Annotated in this window: 24 protein-coding genes; 13 read left to right on the forward strand and 11 right to left on the reverse strand. The window is 66.6% G+C overall.

Features of this window, described 5'->3' with window-relative positions:
- Nucleotides 1-4: 4 nt before the first annotated feature.
- From Q1A36_RS01930 to clpS, 3 genes are read right to left on the reverse strand one after another with little or no spacing between them, the layout of a single operon-like run.
- Complete coding sequence (locus tag Q1A36_RS01930) at nt 5-811, reverse strand: SDR family oxidoreductase (protein ID WP_299838939.1); 807 nt, start codon at nt 809-811, stop codon at nt 5-7.
- Nucleotides 811-1,827 carry a class I SAM-dependent methyltransferase gene (locus Q1A36_RS01935; RefSeq protein ID WP_299838942.1) on the reverse strand — a complete coding sequence of 339 codons (1,017 nt, stop codon included), beginning with the start codon at nt 1,825-1,827 and terminating at the stop codon, nt 811-813. Before Q1A36_RS01935 ends, Q1A36_RS01930 begins: the two co-directional genes overlap by 1 nt.
- A 3-nt stretch (nt 1,828-1,830) precedes the next feature.
- Complete coding sequence (gene clpS, locus Q1A36_RS01940; protein ID WP_157935821.1) at nt 1,831-2,148, reverse strand: ATP-dependent Clp protease adapter ClpS; 318 nt, start codon at nt 2,146-2,148, stop codon at nt 1,831-1,833.
- A 248-nt stretch (nt 2,149-2,396) separates the two neighbouring features.
- Here clpS and Q1A36_RS01945 point away from each other — a divergent pair, with 248 nt between their 5' ends.
- From Q1A36_RS01945 to Q1A36_RS01975, 7 genes are all read left to right on the forward strand, one after another.
- Nucleotides 2,397-4,061, forward strand: a complete 1,665-nt coding sequence (locus tag Q1A36_RS01945; protein WP_299838945.1) for a D-alanyl-D-alanine carboxypeptidase family protein — start codon at nt 2,397-2,399, stop codon at nt 4,059-4,061.
- A 148-nt stretch (nt 4,062-4,209) separates the two neighbouring features.
- Nucleotides 4,210-4,863, forward strand: coding sequence for a glutathione S-transferase family protein (locus Q1A36_RS01950; protein ID WP_299838948.1), 654 nt, complete (start codon nt 4,210-4,212; stop codon nt 4,861-4,863).
- 55 nt (nt 4,864-4,918) lie between these two features.
- Nucleotides 4,919-5,167, forward strand: coding sequence for a hypothetical protein (locus Q1A36_RS01955; RefSeq protein ID WP_101754073.1), 249 nt, complete (start codon nt 4,919-4,921; stop codon nt 5,165-5,167).
- A gap of 3 nt (nt 5,168-5,170) precedes the next feature.
- Nucleotides 5,171-5,551: a type II toxin-antitoxin system death-on-curing family toxin gene (locus Q1A36_RS01960; RefSeq protein ID WP_299838953.1), complete on the forward strand. Its 381-nt coding sequence runs from the start codon at nt 5,171-5,173 to the stop codon at nt 5,549-5,551.
- A gap of 124 nt (nt 5,552-5,675) precedes the next feature.
- Nucleotides 5,676-7,643 (forward strand): DNA topoisomerase IV subunit B, encoded by a 1,968-nt coding sequence (gene parE / locus Q1A36_RS01965; RefSeq protein ID WP_299838956.1) that lies wholly within the window; start codon nt 5,676-5,678, stop codon nt 7,641-7,643.
- 21 nt (nt 7,644-7,664) lie between these two features.
- On the forward strand, nt 7,665-8,249 hold the full coding sequence (locus tag Q1A36_RS01970) for a hypothetical protein (protein ID WP_299838959.1): 585 nt from the start codon (nt 7,665-7,667) through the stop codon (nt 8,247-8,249).
- The gene (locus Q1A36_RS01975; protein WP_299838962.1) at nt 8,242-8,448 is read left to right on the forward strand and encodes a hypothetical protein; all 207 of its coding nucleotides are present in this window, start codon (nt 8,242-8,244) and stop codon (nt 8,446-8,448) included. Before Q1A36_RS01970 ends, Q1A36_RS01975 begins: the two co-directional genes overlap by 8 nt.
- A 126-nt stretch (nt 8,449-8,574) precedes the next feature.
- Here Q1A36_RS01975 and Q1A36_RS01980 read toward each other — a convergent pair whose 3' ends face one another.
- From Q1A36_RS01980 to Q1A36_RS01995, 4 genes are read right to left on the reverse strand one after another with little or no spacing between them, the layout of a single operon-like run.
- Complete coding sequence (locus Q1A36_RS01980; RefSeq protein WP_299838965.1) at nt 8,575-9,078, reverse strand: phosphatase PAP2 family protein; 504 nt, start codon at nt 9,076-9,078, stop codon at nt 8,575-8,577.
- Nucleotides 9,078-9,509 carry a cytochrome c gene (locus Q1A36_RS01985; RefSeq protein WP_299838967.1) on the reverse strand — a complete coding sequence of 144 codons (432 nt, stop codon included), beginning with the start codon at nt 9,507-9,509 and terminating at the stop codon, nt 9,078-9,080. Before Q1A36_RS01985 ends, Q1A36_RS01980 begins: the two co-directional genes overlap by 1 nt.
- Before the next feature lie 51 nt (nt 9,510-9,560).
- Nucleotides 9,561-10,232, reverse strand: a complete 672-nt coding sequence (locus Q1A36_RS01990; protein WP_299838970.1) for an ABC transporter ATP-binding protein — start codon at nt 10,230-10,232, stop codon at nt 9,561-9,563.
- Nucleotides 10,225-11,526, reverse strand: a complete 1,302-nt coding sequence (locus Q1A36_RS01995; RefSeq protein ID WP_299838973.1) for a lipoprotein-releasing ABC transporter permease subunit — start codon at nt 11,524-11,526, stop codon at nt 10,225-10,227. Before Q1A36_RS01995 ends, Q1A36_RS01990 begins: the two co-directional genes overlap by 8 nt.
- 136 nt (nt 11,527-11,662) lie before the next feature.
- Here Q1A36_RS01995 and radA point away from each other — a divergent pair, with 136 nt between their 5' ends.
- From radA to purF, 3 genes are all read left to right on the forward strand, one after another.
- Nucleotides 11,663-13,027 (forward strand): DNA repair protein RadA, encoded by a 1,365-nt coding sequence (gene radA / locus Q1A36_RS02000; RefSeq protein WP_299838975.1) that lies wholly within the window; start codon nt 11,663-11,665, stop codon nt 13,025-13,027.
- Nucleotides 13,028-13,069: 42 nt separating this feature from the next.
- Nucleotides 13,070-13,741, forward strand: coding sequence for a CvpA family protein (locus Q1A36_RS02005; RefSeq protein ID WP_299838978.1), 672 nt, complete (start codon nt 13,070-13,072; stop codon nt 13,739-13,741).
- A 127-nt stretch (nt 13,742-13,868) separates the two neighbouring features.
- Nucleotides 13,869-15,353, forward strand: coding sequence for an amidophosphoribosyltransferase (gene purF / locus Q1A36_RS02010; RefSeq protein WP_299839331.1), 1,485 nt, complete (start codon nt 13,869-13,871; stop codon nt 15,351-15,353).
- Nucleotides 15,354-15,537: 184 nt separating this feature from the next.
- Here purF and Q1A36_RS02015 read toward each other — a convergent pair whose 3' ends face one another.
- Nucleotides 15,538-15,744: a SlyX family protein gene (locus Q1A36_RS02015; protein WP_299838981.1), complete on the reverse strand. Its 207-nt coding sequence runs from the start codon at nt 15,742-15,744 to the stop codon at nt 15,538-15,540.
- Between the two features lie 49 nt (nt 15,745-15,793).
- On the opposite strand from Q1A36_RS02015, the gene hisS reads away from it, so the two are divergent.
- Genes hisS through hisG form a run of 3 tightly spaced genes read left to right on the forward strand, consistent with a single transcriptional unit; the run spans nt 15,794 to nt 19,019 of the window.
- Nucleotides 15,794-17,287: a histidine--tRNA ligase gene (gene hisS / locus Q1A36_RS02020; RefSeq protein WP_299838984.1), complete on the forward strand. Its 1,494-nt coding sequence runs from the start codon at nt 15,794-15,796 to the stop codon at nt 17,285-17,287.
- Entirely contained in the window at nt 17,287-18,345 is a 1,059-nt protein-coding gene (locus tag Q1A36_RS02025; RefSeq protein ID WP_299839334.1) for an ATP phosphoribosyltransferase regulatory subunit, read from the forward strand. Before hisS ends, Q1A36_RS02025 begins: the two co-directional genes overlap by 1 nt.
- Complete coding sequence (hisG, locus tag Q1A36_RS02030; RefSeq protein WP_299838987.1) at nt 18,345-19,019, forward strand: ATP phosphoribosyltransferase; 675 nt, start codon at nt 18,345-18,347, stop codon at nt 19,017-19,019. Before Q1A36_RS02025 ends, hisG begins: the two co-directional genes overlap by 1 nt.
- Before the next feature lie 63 nt (nt 19,020-19,082).
- Here hisG and Q1A36_RS02035 read toward each other — a convergent pair whose 3' ends face one another.
- The 3 genes from Q1A36_RS02035 to tatB are packed head-to-tail and all read right to left on the reverse strand — an operon-like array spanning nt 19,083 to nt 21,305.
- Nucleotides 19,083-19,931: an ATP-binding protein gene (locus tag Q1A36_RS02035; RefSeq protein ID WP_299838990.1), complete on the reverse strand. Its 849-nt coding sequence runs from the start codon at nt 19,929-19,931 to the stop codon at nt 19,083-19,085.
- Nucleotides 19,928-20,788, reverse strand: a complete 861-nt coding sequence (tatC, locus tag Q1A36_RS02040; RefSeq protein ID WP_299839336.1) for a twin-arginine translocase subunit TatC — start codon at nt 20,786-20,788, stop codon at nt 19,928-19,930. The genes Q1A36_RS02035 and tatC overlap by 4 nt, the downstream gene beginning before the upstream one ends.
- Nucleotides 20,789-20,798: 10 nt before the next feature.
- Nucleotides 20,799-21,305 carry a Sec-independent protein translocase protein TatB gene (tatB, locus tag Q1A36_RS02045; RefSeq protein ID WP_299838993.1) on the reverse strand — a complete coding sequence of 169 codons (507 nt, stop codon included), beginning with the start codon at nt 21,303-21,305 and terminating at the stop codon, nt 20,799-20,801.
- Nucleotides 21,306-21,315 lie beyond the last annotated feature (10 nt).

Here is a 21,315-nt window from a genome sequence, read left to right on the forward strand (position 1 = left end):
GGGGTCAGAGCATGCTTCCGGTGACAGGATCGGCCAGGCTGCGACCGCCATCGACGGTCAGAATCTGGCCGGTGACGAAGCTGGCGCCGCTGCTGACCAGATAGAGGACCGTATCGGCCACCTCGTCGGCGGCGGCGATCCGGCCCATCGGCGTTCCGGCGATCACCCGCTCGCGCAGGCTGCCATCCTCGCGCAGCGACAGTTTCAGCTCGTGCGACATGACGCTGCTGAAGGAAACCCCATTCACCCGGATGCGGTGCGGCGCCAGCGTCAGCGCCAGCCCCCGCGTCGCCTGTTCCAGCGCCGCGCAGGCAATGGAATAGCCCAGCAGGTCCGGCACCGGCCGGGTCCCGGCCAGCGTCGAGATATTGACGATCGAACCGATCTCGTCGGCATCGGGCGCCGCCTCGCCCTGCTTGATCATCCGCCGCGCCACCAGCTGCGACATGCGCAGCCCGGCCATCATGTTCTGGCGCATCATCTCGTCCAGCGTATCGACATCGGTATCCAGCGGGTCCGAGGCCCGCACCAGCCGATGGGCGTTGACCAGGATATCCACCCGGTCGAAGGCGTCGAGCGTCGCCGACAGAAGGTTGGCCATCGCCAGCTTCTCGCTCATGTCGCCGGAAAAGGACCGCACCGGGCCATCACGCTCGGGGTCGCTGCCAAGCTCGGCCTCCAGCAGCGCCTCGTCGCTGTCGGCGAACATCACGTTGGCGCCGCGCTCGACGAAATGCCGGGCGATGGCAAGGCCGATGCCGCGCCCCGCGCCGGTGACGATGGCGGTCTTTCCCTGGATCGACAGTCCCATCACTTGCCCCTTTTGCCGCCGGCGGCAGCAGCCCGTCGTGCCCCCGTCGCCTCGATGATCTTGAAGCGGGAATCCCCGCCGATCTCTGTGACCTTGGAGAAATGCGTGCCAAGCGCCGCCTCGTAGGGCAGGTGCCGGTTCGCCACCATCCACAGCTTGCCCGCGCCGGTCAGCAGGCGCGCGGCAGCGGCGATGAAGCCCGCGCCCAGCCCCGGATCGGCCGCGCGGCCTTCGTGGAAGGGCGGGTTCATCACCACGCCGTTCACCGGCTCGGGCAGGCGGAAATCGCGGGCATCGGCCCAGTGGAACGTGGCGCGCGGGTCAGAGACATTCTGCCGCGCACAGGCCAGCGCGGCGTGATCGGCCTCGACCAGATGCAGCGTCTCGACACCCTCGCGCGCCAGCACCTGCGCGGCGAGCCAGCCCCAGCCGGCCCCAAGATCGACCATGCGCGTCGGCAAGCGCGGCGGCAGATGCGCCGCCAGCAGCGCCGAGCCGGGATCGATGCCATCGGCGGAAAACACCCCCGGCAGGGTGACGAAGCCATCCGCCAGCACGCGGGGCGCGGCGCGCCAGTCGGCGGGCAGCCAGTCGCCCTCGGGCCGGGTCAGGCGGAAAATCCGGCCATGGGCCTTGTTGTGCTGCTCCTCGACGGGTGCAAGTGCGCGCATCGCCTTCAGCACCGAATCCACCCCGTCGGTCTTTTGCCCGTCGATCCACAGCGCGGCCCCGGGTTTCAGCCGGTCCGAGGCGGCGGCGATCAGCGCATGGGCCTCGGCCTTGGCGCGCGGCAGAAAGACCAGCGCGCTGTCGAACGCGCGCCCCTCGGGCAATTCCGCCAGCACCTGCCAGCCCTGTGCCTGAAGCGCGCGGTGATCGGGGAAATGCCCCTGCACCAGCAGGGTGCGGTCGGGATCAAAGCCCTGCAGCCCCGCCGCACCGGAGGCCCCGAGGACCAGCAGGTCGCCATCGGGCGAGGTCTCGCCGAAGGCCAGTTCAAGTCGTGGATCAGTCACGGTCTATTCTTTTTCCATGGTGCATTGCAGCGGATGCTGCTGCCGCCGGGCCAGTTCCATCACCTGCGCAACCTTGGTCTCGGCGATCTCGTGCGAGAAGACGCCGACCACGGCAATGCCCTTGCGATGCACGGTCAGCATCACCTCGATGGCCTGAGCATGGGTCATGTTGAACAGCCGTTCCAGCACATGCACGACAAACTCCATCGGGGTGAAATCGTCGTTCAGCAGCAGAACCTTGTACAGCGGCGGCCGCTGCGTCTTGGCGCGCGGCTTGGTGGCCAGTTCGATCTGATCCTTGCCGTCCTTCCGGTCGGTCATCCAATGCGTCATCGTGGTTCCTGAGACTTGCCGTGATGCGCCGCGCGGGTCGCTGGATGTCACAATATAGGCCGAAATACGGCCGATGGTAGTCCCCTCGGCCTTGGGCGTGCCGTAGCCCTGTGGGAACAGACGGGAATTTTGATCAATTGTCTGGTTCCCAGCCTGAATCATGCGTGCTATTGTGGGTTGATTAACGAAGGGCGTGCAATGAATGACGCGCCCCCGAGGCAGAAGAGATCGAGACAGTGACCCGCAAAACACGATTCGCCCGGTTCTGGGCGCTTATCCTGCTGGCCGTTCTGGCCCCTGCATTTGCAAGCGCGGCGCCCTTTGCGGCCTATGTCATGGATGCCCGAACGGGCAAGCCGATCTACGCGCAGAATGCCGATACCAAGCTGCATCCGGCCTCGCTGACCAAGATGATGACGCTGTACTTGGCCTTTGCCGCCATTGAGCGGGGTCAGGTCCGGCTGGATTCGCAGTTCCCGGTTTCGTCGAATGCCGCGGCCGAGCCGCCCTCGAAGCTGGGGCTCAGGGCCGGCCAGAAGATCGAATTGCGCTATCTGATCCGCGCCGCCGCGATCAAGTCGGCCAATGACGCGGCCACTGCCATCGGCGAAGGCATCGCCGGGTCGGAACAGGCTTTCGCGGCGCAGATGACCGCGACCGCGCGGGCGTTGGGGATGCGGAACACCAACTTCCGCAACGCCAACGGGCTGACGCAAGAGGGTCACTATTCCACCGCCCATGACATGAGCATCCTCGGCCGGCGGCTGTTCTATGATTTCCCGCAATATTACTCGCTCTTCTCGCGCCGCTCGGCCGATGCCGGGATTGCCACGGTCTCCTCGACCAACAAGCGCTTTCTTGACGCCTATCGCGGTGCCGATGGGATCAAGACCGGCTATACCCGCGCCGCCGGCTTCAACCTGACCGCCTCGGCCCAACGCGGCAACAAGCGCATCGTCGCCACCGTGCTGGGCGGTACCTCGACGGCGCAGCGCAATCAGATAATGGCGCAGCTTCTGGATGCGGGCTTCGGCAAGGCACCCTCGAACGTCCGCGAAGTGCGCCCCGAGCCGCCGCAGCTTCTGGCGCAGCGCGTGGTGCGCAAGGCGCAGGTCCAACCGACCGCCGCCGCGACACAGCCGCGCGAGCTGACGCTGGCCAGTTCCGCCCCGCCGCAGCGCACCCGCCGGGTGATGAAGGTCGCGCCCGAGGCCCCTGCCCCGGCCGCCGCCGCCGCTCCGGTCGCCACGCTGGTCGAGACCGCCGCCGCCGCGCCCGTCGCCGCCGGCCGGATGGCGCTGGCAAGCAGCAACCGCCCGCGCCTGCGCCCCGCAGCCCGTGGCGAGGCCGTCGATCAGGCGGTGCGCATGGCCGTGGCACAGGATACGGCCGCGCCGCAATCGGCCAGCCTCGCGGCCCCGGTGCTGGCCTCGTCCAGCCGCCCGGCCCCTGCCCCGCGTTCGCGCAATGCCGCCCCCACCCCCGCGCCGGTGCAGACCGCTGCCGCCGAACCGGCCGCAGCCGCGCCCGCCAGCAGCAATCGTGATCTGAACCTCAACAGCTCCCGCGCGCCGAAGCCGCGCTCGGAAACGGTCATCCTCGCCGCCATGGGTGAAGGCGACATCTCGCCCGAAGCGGTCGAGATCGTGTCGCGCCCGCCGGCCGGATCGCGCGGCTATGGCGTCAACCTGGGCCGCTATCGCTCGCAGGCCGAGGCCGACAAGCTGCTGTTGCAGGTCGCGCTGCAGGGCGGCCCGGCGCTGGAGGGCGGGCGCCGCCATGTCGCCAACACCAATCGCGGCTTCGAGGCGAATTTCACCGGCCTCAGCAAGGCCTCGGCCCAGCTGGTCTGCGACCGCGCCGCCGCCCGGCAGGAACCCTGCACGGTGATCACGCCCTGATCGGTCGACACGGCACAACCATCTCAAAGGGCGCGGTTTTCGAACCGCGCCCTTTTTCATGGCCGCCCCGCGCAGCGATGCCGCAATCGGGACTTCCCGTCCCCGGACCCGCCGCGTAACGTGAGGTTCGAACAACCGGAGCCGCCTCATGCTGACCATCCACGGTGTCACCCGCTCGCGCGCCTCGCGCATCATCTGGCTGTGTCACGAGATCGGCCTGCCCTTCCGGCAGATCCCGGTGATCCAGGCCTATCGCCTTGCCGATCCGATGGCCAAGGACGCGCCGCTGAACACCCGTTCGCCGAGCTTCCTGAAGCTCTCGCCCGCCGGGGCCATCCCCGTGATCGAGGATGACGGGTTGATCCTCTCCGAGTCGATGGCCTGCACGCTTTACCTGGCGCGCAAGCACGGCCAACCCTTCGGCCCGGCGGACGCGCAGGAAGACGCGCTGATGTCGCAATGGAGCTTCTATGCCTGCACCGCGATCGAGGCCGATGCGCTGACCATCCTGTTCCTCGGCGGCAAGGCCGATGCAGCCCATGAACGCGCCGCGGTCGAGGCCGCGGCGGACCGGCTGACCCGCCCACTCGAGGTCATCGCCGATCATCTCGCCCATAACGGCCAGATGGTCGGCCGCCGCTTCACGGTCGCCGATATCAACATGGCCGAGGTGATCCGCTATGCCCAGAGCCACGAGCCGCTGATGCGCCAGTTCCCCGCGATCACGGACTGGCTGGCCGATTGCCAGGCCCGCCCGGCCTTCCGCAAGATGTGGGAGGCCCGGCTCGCCGAGCCGGAATGACATTGAAATATGCACTGAAATGTGCGATATGATGGGCAACTGAAAGGATGCCCCGATGACCCGCCTGCTGACCAACCACATCTGCACCATGACCGAACTGCGCGAGCCGCATAAGGTGCTGGAACGCTCGGGCGGCAAGCCGGTGGCGATCCTGAAGAACTCGCAGCTGGTCGGTTATCTCGTCCCGGAGGAAGCGACCGACAAGGGCCAGCACCGCCATGCCACCCGCGACGAGGTGATGGAATCGCTGCGGCGCACGCAGGCGCGGGCGCAACCGGTGCTCGACTATCTGCGCGACAAGTAGATCATGAGCGACTGGCTGCTGCCCTCGACCGAGCTGGTCGAGCTGATCCATGACGCCGTGCTGAACCCCGGGGAACTGGCCGGGCTTGCCCGCGACAAGTCGCTGGATGGGGCGCTGGCGCGGGTCGAGAACCGGCTGGCCTATGGCATGATCGGCGACATCTTCGATCTGGCGGCGGCTTACGCGATGGCCGTCGCACAGGGCCATTGTTTCAACGATGCCAACAAGCGCACCGCCTATCGCGTGATGCTGGTCGTCCTGGACATGAACGGCGCACGCGAACCTGATGTGGAGGTCGAAGAAACCGGCCAGAAAATCATCGCCCTGGCCCAGGGACTGATCGACGACGGCGATCTGGCGGACTGGCTGCGCGATCAGGCCTAACCCCTATCCCTTGCGACCCGCGCCGCCGGGGCCTCAAGGCCTTGCCCCCAAGCCCTTGCCCCATGCCCCCCGGACATGAGATAGTCCGCAGAATCCGCAAGAACCAAGAATAACGAGCAGTCCGATGGCCGACGATCTTCTTTCCGCCGCTGATGCCAGCGCCGACAGCTACTCTGCCGCCTCGATCGAGGTGCTGGAGGGGCTGGAGCCCGTGCGCAAGCGCCCGGGCATGTATATCGGCGGCACCGATGAACGCGCGCTGCACCACCTGGTGGCCGAGATCCTCGACAACTCGATGGACGAGGCGGTGGCCGGGCACGCGAGCCGCATCGAGGTGGATCTGCTGGCCGATTTCAGCGTGGTGATCCGCGACAATGGTCGTGGCATTCCGATCGATCCGCATCCGAAATTTCCCGGCAAGTCGGCGCTGGAAGTCATTCTCTGCACCCTGCATGCGGGCGGCAAGTTTTCCGGCGATGCCTACCAGACCTCGGGCGGCCTCCACGGCGTCGGCGCCTCGGTGGTGAACGCCCTGTCGGACCTGATGGTGGTGCAGGTCGCGCGGAACAAGGAACTGTTCGAACAACGCTTCTCGCGCGGGATCCCTCAGGGTCCGGTGGCCAAGATCGGCGCCGCCCCGAACCGGCGCGGCACCACCGTCACCTTCCATGCCGACGAGGAGATCTTCGGCCATCACCGCTTCAAGCCGGCGCGTCTGCTGAAGATGGTGAAATCCAAGGCCTATCTCTTCTCGGGCGTCGAGATTCGTTGGCGTTCCGAGATCGACGATGGCGAGACACCGACAGAGGCCACCTTCCACTTCCCCGGCGGGCTGGCCGATTACCTCGCCGAGACGCTCAGCAACGCGACCACCTATGCCGACCGCCCCTTTGCCGGCAGCGTCGATTTCAAGCGCTTCAATGCGCCGGGCAAGGTCGATTGGGCGATCAACTGGACCCCGGCGCGCGACGGCTTCATCCAGTCCTATTGCAACACCGTGCCGACGCCCGAGGGCGGCACACATGAGGCCGGGTTCTGGGCGGCGATCCTCAAGGGCATCCGCGCCTATGGCGAGCGGGTCAGCAACAAGAAGGCCGCGCAGATCACCCGCGAGGACCTGCTGACCGGTGGTTGCGCGCTGGTTTCCTGCTTCATCCGCGAGCCGGAATTCGTCGGCCAGACCAAGGACCGCCTCGCCACCACCGAGGCCGCCCGACTGGTCGAGGGCGCGGTGCGCGACCATTTCGACACCTGGCTGGCGGCGGATACGAAATCGGCGGGCGCGATCCTCGATTTCCTGGTGCTCAGGGCCGAGGAACGTCTGCGCCGCAAGCAGGAAAAGGAAACCGCCCGCAAGACCGCAACCAAGAAGTTGCGGTTGCCGGGCAAGCTGGTCGATTGTTCGGCCACAAACCGCGAGGGGACGGAACTGTTCATCGTCGAGGGCGACTCGGCCGGTGGTTCCGCCAAGATGGCCCGCGAGCGCCAGACGCAGGCGCTGCTGCCCCTGCGCGGCAAGATCCTGAACGTGCTGGGCGCGGCCAGTTCCAAGCTGGGCTCCAATCAGGAAATCAACGATCTCTGCCAGGCACTTGGCGTCGGCATGGGGACCAAGTTCAACGTCGACGACCTGCGCTATGACAAGATCATCATCATGACCGATGCCGATGTCGACGGCGCCCATATCGCCAGCCTCTTGATGACCTTCTTCTTCACCCAGATGCGACCGATGATCGACAAGGGGCACCTGTACCTCGCCTGCCCGCCGCTCTATCGCCTGACGCAGGGCGCACATCGCATCTATGTCGCCGATGACGCCGAGAAGGAAAAATGGCTGGCCAAGGGTCTGGGCGGCAAGGGCAAGATCGACGTGCAGCGCTTCAAGGGTCTGGGCGAGATGGACGCCAAGGACCTGAAGGACACGACGATGAACCCCAAGACCCGCCGGCTGATCCGGGTCAGCATCGACGATGACGAGGGCGGCGAGACCGGCGATCTGGTCGAGCGTCTGATGGGCAAGAAGCCGGAACTGCGGTTCGAATATATTCAGGAGAACGCGCGGTTCGCGGATGCGGATGAGCTGGATGTGTGAGCAGGGACACGAAACGGGCGCATGAGTAACGAGATATTAAACACTGATGAGGCTTACTATTACGCACTTCGTGCACTCGCACGCAAAGATGCAATGATGCGGTTAAACGCGCGAATTTTGCGTGATGGCGGAGCACAAGAGTGGGACGGAACGTCACTTGCATCGATCAACGATGAGGCAATTTTTTATGCTGAGACCGAGTGGCCAAAATGGTATGGTGAGAAAACTCACTACGGCTTCGTGAAGCCCTGGGAAAAGATATGGAACCACACCCAGAGGCAACCGGCGAATTTCAATGTCGCTGTTTGGCAAAGCGTAGAGAACCAAAACGTTCTGCAAGGCATGGCGACAGGAACAGCATCGAGCGGACGCGAACACCTCACGTTGAATTGGGTTGAACGGAGCTTTGCTCCAACCTATCTGCGCTTCGGGGCGCTTATTCCCGTGCTGCTTTGCTTTGAAGGTTATGGTCGGCTACTTGGAGTACGTAGACTTCTCATCAAAAACCCAGTTGATGAGGCGAAGTATAAGCGGTACGGGTATGTCGATGTTGAGATACACAAGTCTACGACTCGGTATCTCGGAAAGGAGATAAGCTATGACTAGTGCATTGAGAAAGCAGGACTTTGGCGAATCCGTGAACCTTGCGGTTCATGGTGCCTTTGAGGCCGCCATTCTGCGCGCTACCGAGGTCGGCTTCTCCAAGCAGTCGATCCTAGACATGATCTCCGTTGAGGAGTGGAAGGTCATGGATGCAACTAACGACGACATTTGCGTGCAGGATACTGACTCAGACGATTGCTGATTACTGCATGAGATCAGCTACTTAAGCGCGCTCTGGGCCCAGAGCGCGCTTTTAGCTTTCAATAGCCTTTGTGGCTATACAAAGACGTATCCTGACACCCTCGATACGACTAATCGGGCCTCCCCCCTAAAACCGCATCCCCAAACTGAACCCCACCTCATCCGTCCCGATCCCGAAGCTCGCGGCCCCGAAACTGATCCCGATCAGCGCGCCGGTCATCACTTGCGGAACGGTATGCTCGCCGGCATGGACACGGCTCCAGCCGGTGAAGCCTGCCGCGCCGTAGAGCGCCGCCCCCGCAGCCCGGTCATCTTCAAAACATTTGCCGGCGAGGTCAGAGGCGCCGAAGAAGGCGGCGGCGGTGTGGCCGGAGGGAAAGCCCTTGCCCTCGCCCGAGGGGCGGCGCGACAGGGGTGTGCCGTCGAGATATTCCTTCAGCCCCCAGACGATCGCGGCGTTCAGCAGGCCGCGGACGGCGAAATCCTCCAGCCGGTCGTCGCGTTCGGCGCAGACCGCGGCGGCCAGCGGCAGGCCATATTTCATCGCCGTCCCGAATTGCTCGACCGGGTCGGCGGCGGCGGGCTGGAACAGCGCGGCGGTCAGCGCGCCGGCGGCAAGAAGCCCCCGCATTACTCCTGGTTCTCTGCGAGGTAGTCGGTCAGCGCCGCCAGCCGCGCGGGGGTCGGCGTCACCTGATCCTTGCCGGTCTCGTACATGATTTCCGGCCCGGCGAAGAGGTCGCCGAATTGCGGCATCGGGCTGTCAGAGCGGCCCATGGTGTGGCCATAGATATGGCCCGCCACCTGCGCCTTGGGGAAGACCCCGCCATTGCGGGCGCTGATCGTGGTCAGGTCGGCGGGCGGCGGCACCATGCCCGGCGCGGCGCGGCCATCGCCCTTGCCCCCCGGCCCGTGGCAATCCGAGCAGAGATTGACAAAGTCCATCCGCGCGCCCTCCTCGGGATCCATCGCGGCATCGAGATCGCGCGGTTCGGGCGAACAGGCACCCACCATCAGCGCCATCGCCGCCGCGCCGGCCAGACCCGAAATCACTGCTCGCATGACTGTCCCCTTCTGGGTTGTTCTGATCCGAGTCTGCCGCAAGCCCGGCGGTCAGGCAAGCGGGCGGCCAAGGGTGATGATACGGTCCATGCGCCCGGCCAGTTCGTGGTTATGGGTGGCGATCAGGGCCGAGAGGCCGGTTTCGCGCACCAGCGCCATCAGCATGTCAAACACCCGGTCCGAGGTTTCGGGATCGAGGTTGCCGGTCGGCTCGTCGGCCAGCAGCAGCGCCGGCTGGTTGGCGAGGGCGCGACAGAATGCCACACGCTGCTGCTCGCCGCCCGAGAGTTCCGCCGGGCGATGCGCGGCGCGATGGGCAAGGCCGACCCGGTCCAGCAGGTCGGCGGCACGCGCGGCGGCCGTGCGGGCGGCCACACCATCGGCCAGCTGCGGCAGGATGATGTTCTCGGCGGCGGTGAATTCCGGCAGCAGGTGGTGGAACTGGTAGACAAAGCCCAGCTCGGCCCGGCGCGCCTCGGTCCGTGCCTTGTCGGGCAGCCCGGTCATGTCGCGGCCGTTCAGGGCCACCTGCCCCTCGTCGGGTGTATCCAGCAGCCCGGCGATGTGCAGCAGCGTCGATTTCCCCGCCCCCGAGGGCGCGACCAGCGCCACCACCTCGCCCCGCCCGACGGCAAGGTCGATACCCGACAGCACCCCGACCGGGGCCGGACCACCCTTGCCATAGGTCTTGCTGACCCCCGTGAGCCGCATCACCTCATTCATAGCGCAGGGCCTCCACCGGGTTCATGCGCGCGGCGCGGCGCGCGGGGAAGATGGTCACGATGAACGAGAGCGCCAGCGACAGCGCCACCGCCCGGAAGATGTCCCACGCGCGCAGTTCGGCGGGCAGACGATAGATGCCGCGCACCTCGGGCTGCCAGGCCCCGCCGCCGGTCAGCGCATTCAGCGCCGCCATGATGTTGTCTACGTTCAGCGCCAGGGCCACGCCCAGCAACACGCCCGCAATGGTGCCGATGACGCCGGTGAAGGCGCCGCAGAGGAAGAAGACCCGCAGCACCGCGCCCTCGGTCAGGCCCATGGTGCGCAGGATGCCGATGTCGCGGCCCTTGTTCTTCACCAGCATGATAAGCCCCGAGGTGATGTTCATCGAGGCGATCAGCACCAGCACCGACAGGATGACGAACATCACGTCATCCTCCATGTCGAGGGCCGAAAGGAACGAACCCGAGGCGTCCTGCCAGGTCCAGACCAGCGAACGATCGCCAGCCGCCTGCATCAGGGCTGGGGTCCAGTTCCCCACCCGCTCGGGGTCGCTGACGAAGACCTCGATCTCGTCGGCCACGCCCTCGCGGTTGAAATAGCTCTGCGCCTCGGCCAGCGGCATGTAGATGCGGGTGCGGTCGATGTCATAGCGGCCGGCGCTGAAGATATAGGTGACTTCATAGGCATTCACCCGTGGCGTCGTGCCAGAAGGGGTCTTGGCACCGTCGGGCGAGATCAGCCGGATCCTGTCGCCGATGCCGAGGTTCAGCTCGCGCGCGATGCCCGAGCCGATCGCCACGCCATTCCCGAACTGCGCCAGATCGCCCGCCGAGGTTTCGGGATCGACGATGCGTGGCATGGCGGCCAGATCGGCCTCAGTCACGCCGAAGACCTCGGCCACGTTGGAACTGTCGCCCGCCGTCGCCATCACCTGCCCCTTCACCACCGCATTGGCGCGGGTGACGCCGGGCAGCGCGGCGATGCGGGCGGTCAGCGCGTCATAATCCTCGATCACGCCGGACTGGGTATAGACCTCGCCGGTCAGCTCGTTGGTAAAGCTGGTGGGCGCCATATAGACCGTGCTGTGGGCATTGGCGCCGAGGATCGTATCGACGAACTCGGCCCGGAACCCGGCCCTGACCGCCAGCGTGGCGATCAGTGCCATCACCCCCAGCGCGATGCCGATCAGGCTGATCCAGGTCATCACGCTGACCCCGCCCTCGGCCCGGCGCGCGCGCAGGTAACGCCAGGCGATCATGAATTCATAGCGGGAGAAGGGCGCCGGGCTGGCCATCGGGGATCCTTGCCGAAAATCGCGCAGACCCTGACGGCGCCGTCGCAAAAATTCAAGCCGACAATGGCGTGAGCGCCGCGCCTTGCCCGAAATATCCATGTTGCGGTGCCGGCCCCCGGCTGCCACAAGATATGCCATGGCCAAATCCGTCACCGCCTTCACCTGCACCGCCTGCGGCGCCGCCCATAAGAAATGGGCCGGGCGCTGCGAGGCCTGCGGGGCCTGGAACACCATCATCGAGGAAGCGCCGCTGTCGCAGGGTCCGGGCCGGGGACTTGGCGCCGCCAAGGGTCGCGCCATTCCGCTGGCGCCCTTGACCAGCGCCGAGGCACCGCCCCCGCGCAGCGACAGCGGCATGGCGGAACTGGACCGGGTGCTGGGCGGCGGGCTGGTGCCGGGCAGCGCCATCCTGGTCGGCGGCGATCCGGGCATCGGCAAGTCGACGCTGCTGTTGCAGGGCGCGGCGGCCTTCGCCCGAAAGGGCCTTCAGGCGGTCTATATCAGTGGCGAGGAGGCCGGGGCGCAGATCCGCCTGCGCGCGCAGCGTCTGGGTCTGGCGGATGCGCCGGTGCGGCTGGGGACCGAGACCAACCTGCGTGACATCCTGACCACGCTCGATGCCGAACGCCCCGATCTGGCGGTGATCGACTCGATCCAGACGCTCTGGTCCGACCAGGTCGAGGCCGCGCCGGGATCGGTGGCGCAGGTGCGCAGCGCCGCGCATGAGCTTGTCACCTTCGCCAAGCGAAGGGGCGTCGCGGTGGTGCTGGTCGGCCATGTCACCAAGGAGGGCCAGATCGCCGGCCCCCGCGTGGTCGAGCATATGGTCGATACCGTGCTTTATTTCGAAGGCGAGCGCGGCCACCAGTTCCGCATCCTGCGCAGCGTCAAGAACCGCTTTGGCCCGGCGGGCGAGATCGGCGTCTTCGAGATGACCGGCGCCGGCCTCTCGGAAGTTGCCAACCCCTCGGCCCTGTTCCTCTCCGAGCGCGGCCAGCCCGTCGCCGGCAGCGCCGTCTTTGCCGGGATCGAGGGCACGCGGCCGGTGCTGACCGAGATTCAGGCGCTCGTTGCCCCCTCGACGCTGGCCAGCCCGCGCCGCACCGTGGTGGGGCTGGACAGCGGCCGGGTCTCGACCATTCTCGCCGTGCTGGAGGCGCGCTGTGGCATCCCCTTTGCCGGGCTGGATGTGTTCCTGAACGTCGCGGGCGGGATGCGGGTCAACGAACCCGCCGCCGATCTGGCGATTGCGGGGGCGCTGCTGAGCGCACGCGAAGATAGTGCGCTGCCCGCTGACTGTGTCCTATTCGGCGAAATCAGCCTGTCCGGGGCGCTACGTCCCGTCGCTCAGGCCGAAAACAGGTTGAAAGAGGCGCAAAAACTTGGTTTTTCACAGGCGATTTTGCCCGAGGCCCGCAAGGTCGAGGGTGTAACCGGCATGTCCCTGATGGGGATTGCCGATCTGACAGGATTTGTGGGCGAGGTGTTCGGCGCCGGCTGAAACCCGCGGAAAACCAAGGAAAACCGGCGCGAGGGCAGGTTCATGGACGGCTTTACCATCATCGACGGCATCGTGGCCGCGGTCATCATCCTCTCGGCCATTCTGGCCTATTCGCGCGGCTTCGTGCGCGAATCGCTGGCGATTCTGGGCTGGATCGGGGCGGCCATCCTGGCCTTCCTCTTCGCCGGAACCATGCGACCGCTGATCGGGCAGATCCCCTATCTGCGCGATTTTCTGGGCGACAATTGCGAGCTCAGCATGATCGCGGGCTTTGCGGTGGTCTTCGCGCTGGCGCTGGTGGTCTTCTCGATCATCACCCCCCTCTTCTCCTCGGTGGTGCAGCGCTCGGCACTCGGCGGCATCGACCAGGGCATGGGCTTCCTGTTCGGCGTGGCGCGCGGCGTCCTGCTGATCGCGGTGGCCTTCATCGTCTATGACCGGGTGATGACCAGCCAGAGCGTGCCGATGGTGGAAAACTCGCGCTCGGCGCAGGTCTTTGCGCGGCTTGGCAGCCAGATGAACGACAGCCTGCCCGATGACGCGCCGGGCTGGATCGAGAACCGCTACGAGCAGCTGGTGGGCAGCTGTGGCAGCACCGGCGCGGCGGTCGATGCGACGACCGAAACCCCGGCGGCTCCGGCCACCGAAGCGGCCCCGGAAACCGCGCCGGAAGCCCCCGCAGCGCCCGAGGCACCGGCTGCGCCGTCCAACTGATCGCCTGAACGTGACAGTTCAGAGACAATTTAACGCCCCCGCCTGCACGCGGGGGCGTGACTTTTTGGTGATGCGTCCCTAAATAGCGCACGACGCCACAAGCAGCACCGGAATTCCGATGACCCAGATGCAACCCTTCCTGGCACATCCCTTTGATTCCGACCGGCTGCACGAGGAATGCGGCGTCTTCGGCGTCTCCGGGGTGGCCGACGCCGCCAGCTTTGTCGCGCTTGGCCTGCACGCCTTGCAGCATCGCGGGCAAGAGGCCGGCGGCATCGTCGCCCATGACGCCGAGCAGGGCTTCAACAGCGCCCACCGCTTTGGCTATGTCCGCGACAATTTCACCAAGGCCGACGTGATGGCGACGCTGCCGGGGCCGCTGGCCATCGGCCATGTCCGCTATTCCACCGCCGGGACCAAGGCCAACACCGCGATCCGCGACGTGCAGCCCTTCTTCGGCGAGTTCGCCATGGGCGGCTGCGCCATCGCCCATAACGGCAATATCACCAATGCCGCCGCGCTGCGCCGCGAGCTGATCGAGCGCGGCTCGATCTTCCAGTCCTCCTCGGACAGCGAATGCATCATCCACCTGATGGCGCGCTCGATCCAGCGCAACATCCCCGAGCGGATGAAGGACGCGCTGCGCCGGGTCGAGGGTGCCTTCTCGGTCATCGCCATGACCCGCACCAAGCTGATCGGCGTGCGCGACCCGCTTGGCGTGCGGCCGCTGGTTCTGGGCAAGGTGGGCGATGACGGCTTCGTGCTGGCCTCGGAGACCTGCGCGCTGGACATCATCGGCGCCGAGTTCCTGCGCGAGGTCGAGCCGGGCGAGATGGTCGTCATCTCGAAGGGCCAGATCGAATCGAGCCGCCCCTTCGGCCCGTCCAAGGGCCGCTTCTGCATCTTCGAACATGTCTATTTCTCGCGCCCGGATTCGATCATCGGCGGCCGCTCGGTCTACGAGACCCGCCGCCAGATCGGCGTGGAACTGGCGCGCGAGGCCCCGATCGAGGCCGACCTGGTCTGCCCGGTGCCCGACAGCGGCACCCCCGCCGCCATCGGCTTCGCGCAGGAATCGGGCATTCCCTATGGCATGGGGATCATCCGCAACCAGTATATGGGCCGGACATTCATCGAGCCGACCGAGCAGATCCGCAACATGGGCGTGAGGCTGAAGCTGAACGTGAACCGCTCGCTGATTGCCGGCAAGCGCGTCGTGCTGGTCGACGACTCGGTCGTGCGCGGCACCACCAGCCGCAAGATCAAGGACATGATCCTGGATGCCGGTGCGGCCGAGGTGCATTTCCGCATCGCCTCGCCGCCGACCGCCTGGCCCTGTTTCTACGGCGTCGATACGCCTGATCGCGGGAAACTGCTGGCGGCGCAGATGTCCACCGAGGAGATGCGCGAGTGGATCGGCGTCGACAGCCTGTCCTTTGTGTCGCTGGACGGGCTTTACCGCGCCGTCGGCGAGGCCAATGGCCGCAACCGGGACCATCCGCAATATTGCGACGCCTGCTTCTCGGGTGATTACCCGGTGGCGCCCTTCGACCAGCTCGAGCGTGGCTTCCGCATGAAGCTTGGCAGCGAGACGGCACACGCGGCGGAGTAAACCCGGCAGAGGGCCGGCGGACGACCGCGGGCTTCCGCTGCCGCCGGCTGACGGCAGGCGCTTTATGGCGTCAGCATATCGAACGGCTGTTCGGCGCTGACCGCCACCAAAGCGGACGCCCGGGGGGCGGTCGTCCGCTGGCCCGGCGCGCTTCGCGCTTGATTCCGGGCCAAGGTCTGCAATCTCACCAATGCGGCGGGCGCTGATCGGCCAGCGGGATCGTCCCGCCGGCATCCGCCTCGCGTTCCGCCGCCACGCGCAGCAGCGCCTCGACCCGGCGGGTCAGCAGGGCGATCTCGCCATCCTGCCGCGCCACCACCTCGGACAACTCGTCCACGGCGCGGGTCAGATGCGCCACCGCCTCTTCCAGTGCCTCGCTGCGCTTGTCCATCTTGCCCCCCTCGGCTAAAGCAGCCACGGACTGGCCCAAAGGCAGCGACATGGCGAAAGATCAAAAGAAACAGCCCCAGAAACAGCCGCGGCCCAAGGCGGAAACGCCGAAGGGCTTTCGTGACTATTTCGGCGCAGATGTGACCGAACGCAAGGAGATGCTGGATCGCATCGCCGAGGTCTATCACCGCCACGGCTTCGACCCGCTGGAAACCAGTGCCGTCGAGACGGTCGAGGCGCTGGGGAAATTCCTGCCCGATGTCGACCGCCCCAATGCCGGCGTCTTTGCCTGGCAAGAGGAAGCGGTGCCGGGCGGCGGTTCGGGCGACTGGCTGGCGCTGCGCTATGACCTGACTGCGCCCTTGGCGCGCGTCGCGGCGCAGTTCCGCAACGACCTGCCCTCGCCCTATCGCCGCTATGCGATGGGTCCGGTCTGGCGCAACGAGAAGCCCGGTCCGGGACGCTTCCGGCAATTCTATCAATGCGATGCCGATACGGTCGGCTCGGCCTCGGTCGCGGCGGATGCCGAGATCTGCGGGATGCTGGCCGACGCGTTGGAGGGCGCTGGCATCGAACGCGGTGATTACATCGTGCGCCTCAACAACCGAAAGGTGCTGAACGGGGTGATGGAGGCGGCCGAGGTCGGTGAGACCCAGGCCGAGGACGTGCTGCGCCAGATCGACAAGTTCGACAAGGTCGGCGAGGCCGGCGTGCGGCAATTGCTGACCACCGGCCGCAAGGACGAGAGCGGCGCCGAAATCGAAGGCGTGGGCCTTTCCGATGCGCAGGCCGCGCCGGTGCTGGCCTTCCTGACCTCGAAGGGCGCGGACAATGCCGCCACGCTGGAAAACCTGCGCGCCGCCGTCGGTGCCTCGGCCATCGGGGCCGAAGGCGTGGACGAGCTGGCGCAGATCGCCGAGATGCTGGCTGCGATGGGCAAGGGCGAGGATCGCGTCGTCATCGATCCCTCGATCGTGCGCGGCCTTGGCTATTACACCGGCCCGGTTTTCGAGGCCGAGCTGACCTTCGAAATCCTCGACGAGAAGGGCCGCAAGCGGCAATTCGGCTCGGTCGCGGGCGGCGGGCGCTATGACGGGCTGGTCGAACGCTTTACCGGCCAGAAGGTCCCGGCCACCGGGCTGTCCATCGGCGTCGACCGGCTGCTGGCGGCTTTGCGCGCCAAAGGGCTGGCGGGGGCCGAGGCCGTGGGGCCGGTGGTCGTGACCGTGATGGACCGCGACCGCATGGGCGACTACCAGGCGATGGCGGCGGAACTGCGCAATGCCGGCATCCGCGCCGAAGTCTACCTGGGCAATCCGAAGAATTTCGGCAACCAGTTGAAATATGCCGACAAGCGCCTGTCCCCGGTGGCGATCATCCAGGGCGGCGACGAGGCCGCGCGCGGCGTCGTGCAGGTGAAGGACCTGATCCTTGGTGCCAAGATCGCCGCCGAGGCCAGCCACGAGGAATGGAAGGCGCAGCCCGCGCAGACCGAGGTGCCGCGCGCCGACCTGGTGGCCGAAGTGCGGCGCATCCTCGGATGATCACCAAGCGCGACAAGCAGGCCCTGGGCCAGCGCCTGCTGGCCGGTTTCCGCGAAGCCGGCGCGGTCGAGGTCGCCCCCGACCTGCTCTTGCCCGCCGATACGCTGCTGGACCTTTACGGCGAGGATATCCGTGCCCGCGCCTATCTGACCGACGATCCGCTGCGGGGCGAGGTGGCGCTGCGCCCCGACTTCACCGTGCCGGTGGTGCAGATGCACATGGCGGGCGGGGCGGAACCAGCGCGCTATTGCTATCTGGGCGAGGTCTTCCGCAAGCAGGACCCGGGCGAGACCCGGCCCGAACATCCGCGCGACAATGAATATCTGCAATGCGGGTTCGAGCTGTTCAGCCGCGAGCCGCAGGCCGATGCCGAGGTCTTCGCGCTGTTCCACCGCCTGCTGGCCCCCTACGAGGCGCAGCCGGTGATCGGTGACATGAGCCTGCTCATGGATGCTGTCCGCGCCCTGCCCCTGCCGGAACCGCGCCGGGATGCGCTGTTGCACCACATCTGGCGGCCGGGCCGGTTTGCCGCGCTGCTGGAACGCTTCGCGGCCCCCGCCGCTGCGCGCGGCCTTGCCGCAAGTGATGCCCCCCTGACCGGGCTGCGCAGCGCCGAGGAGATGCAGGCGCGGCTGGACCGTCTGGCCGCCGATGCCGACACGCCGCCCCTGCCAGCCGAATGGGCCGAACGCCTGACCCGGCTTTTCGCCATTGACGCCCCCGCCCCCGAGGCGCTGGCCGAATTGCGCGATCTGGCCGCGCAGATGCCTGCCATCGCCCCCGCCGTCGACCGGCTGGCGGCGCGGCTTTCGGCCATTGCCGGGCATGGCATCGATCTGGCCAGCCTGCGCCTTGACGCCAGCCATGGGCGGCACACGATGGAATATTACGACGGCTTCACCTTCAGCTTCCTGGCCCCGGACCGCGAGGGCTGGCCGCCGGTCGCCTCGGGCGGGCGCTATGACGCGATGACGGCGGTGCTGGGCGGGGGCCGCGCCATCCCGGCCGTCGGCGGCATCATCCGCCCGGGCCTGCTGGCCGAATTGGAGGCCTCGTGATGCTGAAGCTGGCGGTGCCCTCCAAGGGGCGGCTGATGGAGCAATGCTTTGACTGGTTCGCCGATCACGGCGTTCGGCTGTCGCGCAGCGGTTCGGACCGGGAATATGCCGGGCGGGTCGAAGGGGTCGAGAACCTGTCGCTGCAGCTCTTGTCGGCTGGCGAGATTCCGCGCGAACTGGGCGCGGGGCGGATCGATCTGGGCGTCACCGGCACCGACCTGGTGCGCGAGAAGCTGGCCGGCTGGCGCTCGGTCGTGACCGAGATCGCGCAGATGGGCTTTGGCCATGCCGATCTTGTGCTGGCGGTGCCGGCGGGCTGGCGCGACTGCGAGACGCTGGACGATTTCGCCGCCATCGCCCGCGATTTCCGCCGCGCCCATGGCTTCCGCCTGCGCATCGCCACCAAGTATCACCGGCTGGTGCGGGCCTGGCTGTCGGCCCATGAGGTCGCCGATTACCAGCTGGTCGACAGTCAGGGCGCGACCGAGGGCACGGTGGCGAACCTGACTGCCGAGGCCATCGCCGATATCACCAGCTCGGGCGAGACCTTGCGGGCGAACCACCTGAAGATCCTCGGCGAGCCGCCGATCCTGCAATCGCAGGCGACGCTGTTTGCCAGCAAGGCGGCCAAGGCGGATGAGGTGGCGGCGCTGATGGAGCGTCTGGGGCTGTAGCGGAACAGAGGGCCGGCGTCCGACCGCCCGCGCATCGGGCCGGGTCTGCGTCCGAACCCTCGCCTACAGGTTCACCCGGATCCCGCTGCGCCCCGCCAGATCGGTGAAGAACTGCCACGCCACCCGGCCCGAGCGCGCGCCGCGCGTGGCCTGCCATTCGATCGCTTCGGCGCGCAGCTGCTCGTCGCCGATCTTGACCCCGTAGGCATCGCAATAGCCGCGCACCATGGCGAGGTATTCGTCCTGCGAACAGGGATGGAAGCCCAGCCACAGCCCGAAGCGGTCCGACAGCGACACCTTTTCCTCGACCGCCTCGCCCGGATGGATGGCCGTGGAGCGCTCGTTGTCGATCATGTCGCGCGGCATCAGGTGGCGACGGTTCGAGGTGGCATAGAGGATGACATTCTCGGGCCGCCCGGCAATGCCGCCGTCCAGCACGGCCTTCAGCGATTTATACTGCGTGTCGTCATGGCTGAACGACAGGTCATCCGAGAAGAGCACGAAGCGCCGGTCCCGCGCGCCGCCGAGGATCGCCAGCAACCGCCCGACCGAGCCAAGATCCTCGCGCGCGATCTCGACCAGGATCAGCGGCAGGCCATCGGCCACCGCCTGCGCATGGACCGCCTTGACCAGCGAGGATTTCCCCATCCCCCGCGCGCCCCAGAGCAGCGCGTTATTCGCCGCAAAGCCGCGCGCGAACTGGATGGTATTGGCCAGCAGCGTGTCGCGCGAGCGGTCGATGCCAATAAGCTGCACCAGATCGACGCGGTTCACCGTGTCCACCGGCTCCAGCCGGTCGGGATCGGGATGCCAGACATAGGCCGTGGCCTCGGTAAAGCTGGGCGCGGGCGCAGGGGCCGGGGCCATCCGCTCCAGCGCGGCGGCAATGCGGACCAACGTTTCTTCGGTCACTTCTCGGCCTCGTCCTCGTCCTCGTCATCCTCGACCCACAGGCCTTGGGCGCGCAGCTCGGCCTCGCGCTTCTTCTCGATGCGGCGGACCAGCTGGATCGAGATCTCGTAGAGACCATAGATAACCGTGAACAGCACCACCTGGCTGATGACATCGGGCGGCGTCACGATGGCGGCCAGAACCAGAATGCCGACGATGGCATATTTGCGCATGCTGGCCAGACCGGCGGCGCTGGCCAGCCCCGCCTTGCCCATCAGCGTCAGCGCCACGGGCAACTGGAACGACAGGCCGAAGGCCAGCAGGAATTTCTGCGTCAGCCCCAGATACTCCTGCATCGACCCCTGGAAGGCGATGCCGGCGACATTGCCGGTCGTCGTCACCTCGTCCGAGGTGGCAACCACCGGGGCCTGCTGGAAGCTGAGGAAGAAGTCATAGGCCATCGGCAGGATGACGTAATAGGCAAAGCTCGCACCGATCAGGAACATGACCGGCGAGGCCAGCAGGAAGGGCATGAAGGCCGCCTTCTCGCTGCGATAGAGGCCGGGCGCGACAAAGCGCCAAAGCTGGTAGCCGATGATCGGGAAGGCCAGGACGAAGCCGCCGAAGAAGCTGATATTGATCGCGGTGAAGAAGCCTTCCTGCAGCTTGATGATCTGCAGCTGACAGCTCTGGCCGCGATCGGCCAGCGCCTGACAGATCGGCTGGGTCAGGAAATTGTAGATCGGCTGCCAGACGGTATAGCAGATAATCATCGCACCGATGAAAGCCAGCGCCGACCAGATCAGCCGCGAGCGCAGCTCGGCCAGATGTTCGATCAACGGGGCCGAGCTGTCATCGATCTCGTCGGGGCGGTTCACAGAGGCCAAATCAATCGTCTTTCATGTCCGAACGCCGCACGGCGTGGATGCGGCGCTTGCCCTCGCCCGAGGCGGCTGTGCTTGCCGAAGCCGTGGCGCTGGCCGTCGCGGTGGCGGCTGCCGGGGCTGCAACCGCACTCGCCGCGGTCGTGGCGGCCGGGCTGGCTGCCGAGGCCGGGATCTTGGCGATGCTGCCCGGATCGGGCTGCGCCGGGGCTTTCGCCGTCGGGATTTTCGGGTCCCATTTCTCGAACTTGTCGGCTGCGCGCTCCAGCGCGTCCAGCCCGAGATTCTTCTTCGAGGTCAGCGACCTGACATCGTTGAGGGATTTGCTGGCTTCATCCAGCCCGGACGATTTCGCCGCCTCTTCCATCGCCGACGAGAACTCGCGCGCCATGGCCCTTGCCTTGGCGGTAAAGCGCCCAAGCGAGCGAAAGAGTTGCGGCAGATCCTTTGGGCCAATGACGATCAGCGCAACGACGCCAATCAGCAGAAGCTCGCTCCAGCCGAGGTCCATGCTATTCTGC

The sequence above is a fragment of the uncultured Paracoccus sp. genome, assembly GCF_947487305.1.
Classification (GTDB): domain Bacteria; phylum Pseudomonadota; class Alphaproteobacteria; order Rhodobacterales; family Rhodobacteraceae; genus Paracoccus.

Bases quoted from the DNA above. Each gene is read 5' to 3' on its own strand.
- Q1A36_RS01930 (WP_299838939.1), bottom strand. From the start codon at position 811: ATGGGACTGTCGATCCAGGGAAAGACCGCCATCGTCACCGGCGCGGGG.
- clpS (WP_157935821.1), bottom strand. From the start codon at position 2,148: ATGACCGACCGGAAGGACGGCAAGGATCAGATCGAACTGGCCACCAAG.
- Q1A36_RS01950 (WP_299838948.1), top strand. From the start codon at position 4,210: ATGCTGACCATCCACGGTGTCACCCGCTCGCGCGCCTCGCGCATCATC.
- Q1A36_RS01955 (WP_101754073.1), top strand. From the start codon at position 4,919: ATGACCCGCCTGCTGACCAACCACATCTGCACCATGACCGAACTGCGC.
- Q1A36_RS01960 (WP_299838953.1), top strand. From the start codon at position 5,171: ATGAGCGACTGGCTGCTGCCCTCGACCGAGCTGGTCGAGCTGATCCAT.
- parE (WP_299838956.1), top strand. From the start codon at position 5,676: ATGGCCGACGATCTTCTTTCCGCCGCTGATGCCAGCGCCGACAGCTAC.
- Q1A36_RS01970 (WP_299838959.1), top strand. From the start codon at position 7,665: ATGAGTAACGAGATATTAAACACTGATGAGGCTTACTATTACGCACTT.
- Q1A36_RS01975 (WP_299838962.1), top strand. From the start codon at position 8,242: ATGACTAGTGCATTGAGAAAGCAGGACTTTGGCGAATCCGTGAACCTT.
- Q1A36_RS01980 (WP_299838965.1), bottom strand. From the start codon at position 9,078: ATGCGGGGGCTTCTTGCCGCCGGCGCGCTGACCGCCGCGCTGTTCCAG.
- Q1A36_RS01985 (WP_299838967.1), bottom strand. From the start codon at position 9,509: ATGCGAGCAGTGATTTCGGGTCTGGCCGGCGCGGCGGCGATGGCGCTG.
- Q1A36_RS01990 (WP_299838970.1), bottom strand. From the start codon at position 10,232: ATGAATGAGGTGATGCGGCTCACGGGGGTCAGCAAGACCTATGGCAAG.
- Q1A36_RS01995 (WP_299838973.1), bottom strand. From the start codon at position 11,526: ATGGCCAGCCCGGCGCCCTTCTCCCGCTATGAATTCATGATCGCCTGG.
- radA (WP_299838975.1), top strand. From the start codon at position 11,663: ATGGCCAAATCCGTCACCGCCTTCACCTGCACCGCCTGCGGCGCCGCC.
- Q1A36_RS02005 (WP_299838978.1), top strand. From the start codon at position 13,070: ATGGACGGCTTTACCATCATCGACGGCATCGTGGCCGCGGTCATCATC.
- purF (WP_299839331.1), top strand. From the start codon at position 13,869: ATGCAACCCTTCCTGGCACATCCCTTTGATTCCGACCGGCTGCACGAG.
- Q1A36_RS02015 (WP_299838981.1), bottom strand. From the start codon at position 15,744: ATGGACAAGCGCAGCGAGGCACTGGAAGAGGCGGTGGCGCATCTGACC.
- hisS (WP_299838984.1), top strand. From the start codon at position 15,794: ATGGCGAAAGATCAAAAGAAACAGCCCCAGAAACAGCCGCGGCCCAAG.
- hisG (WP_299838987.1), top strand. From the start codon at position 18,345: ATGCTGAAGCTGGCGGTGCCCTCCAAGGGGCGGCTGATGGAGCAATGC.
- tatB (WP_299838993.1), bottom strand. From the start codon at position 21,305: ATGGACCTCGGCTGGAGCGAGCTTCTGCTGATTGGCGTCGTTGCGCTG.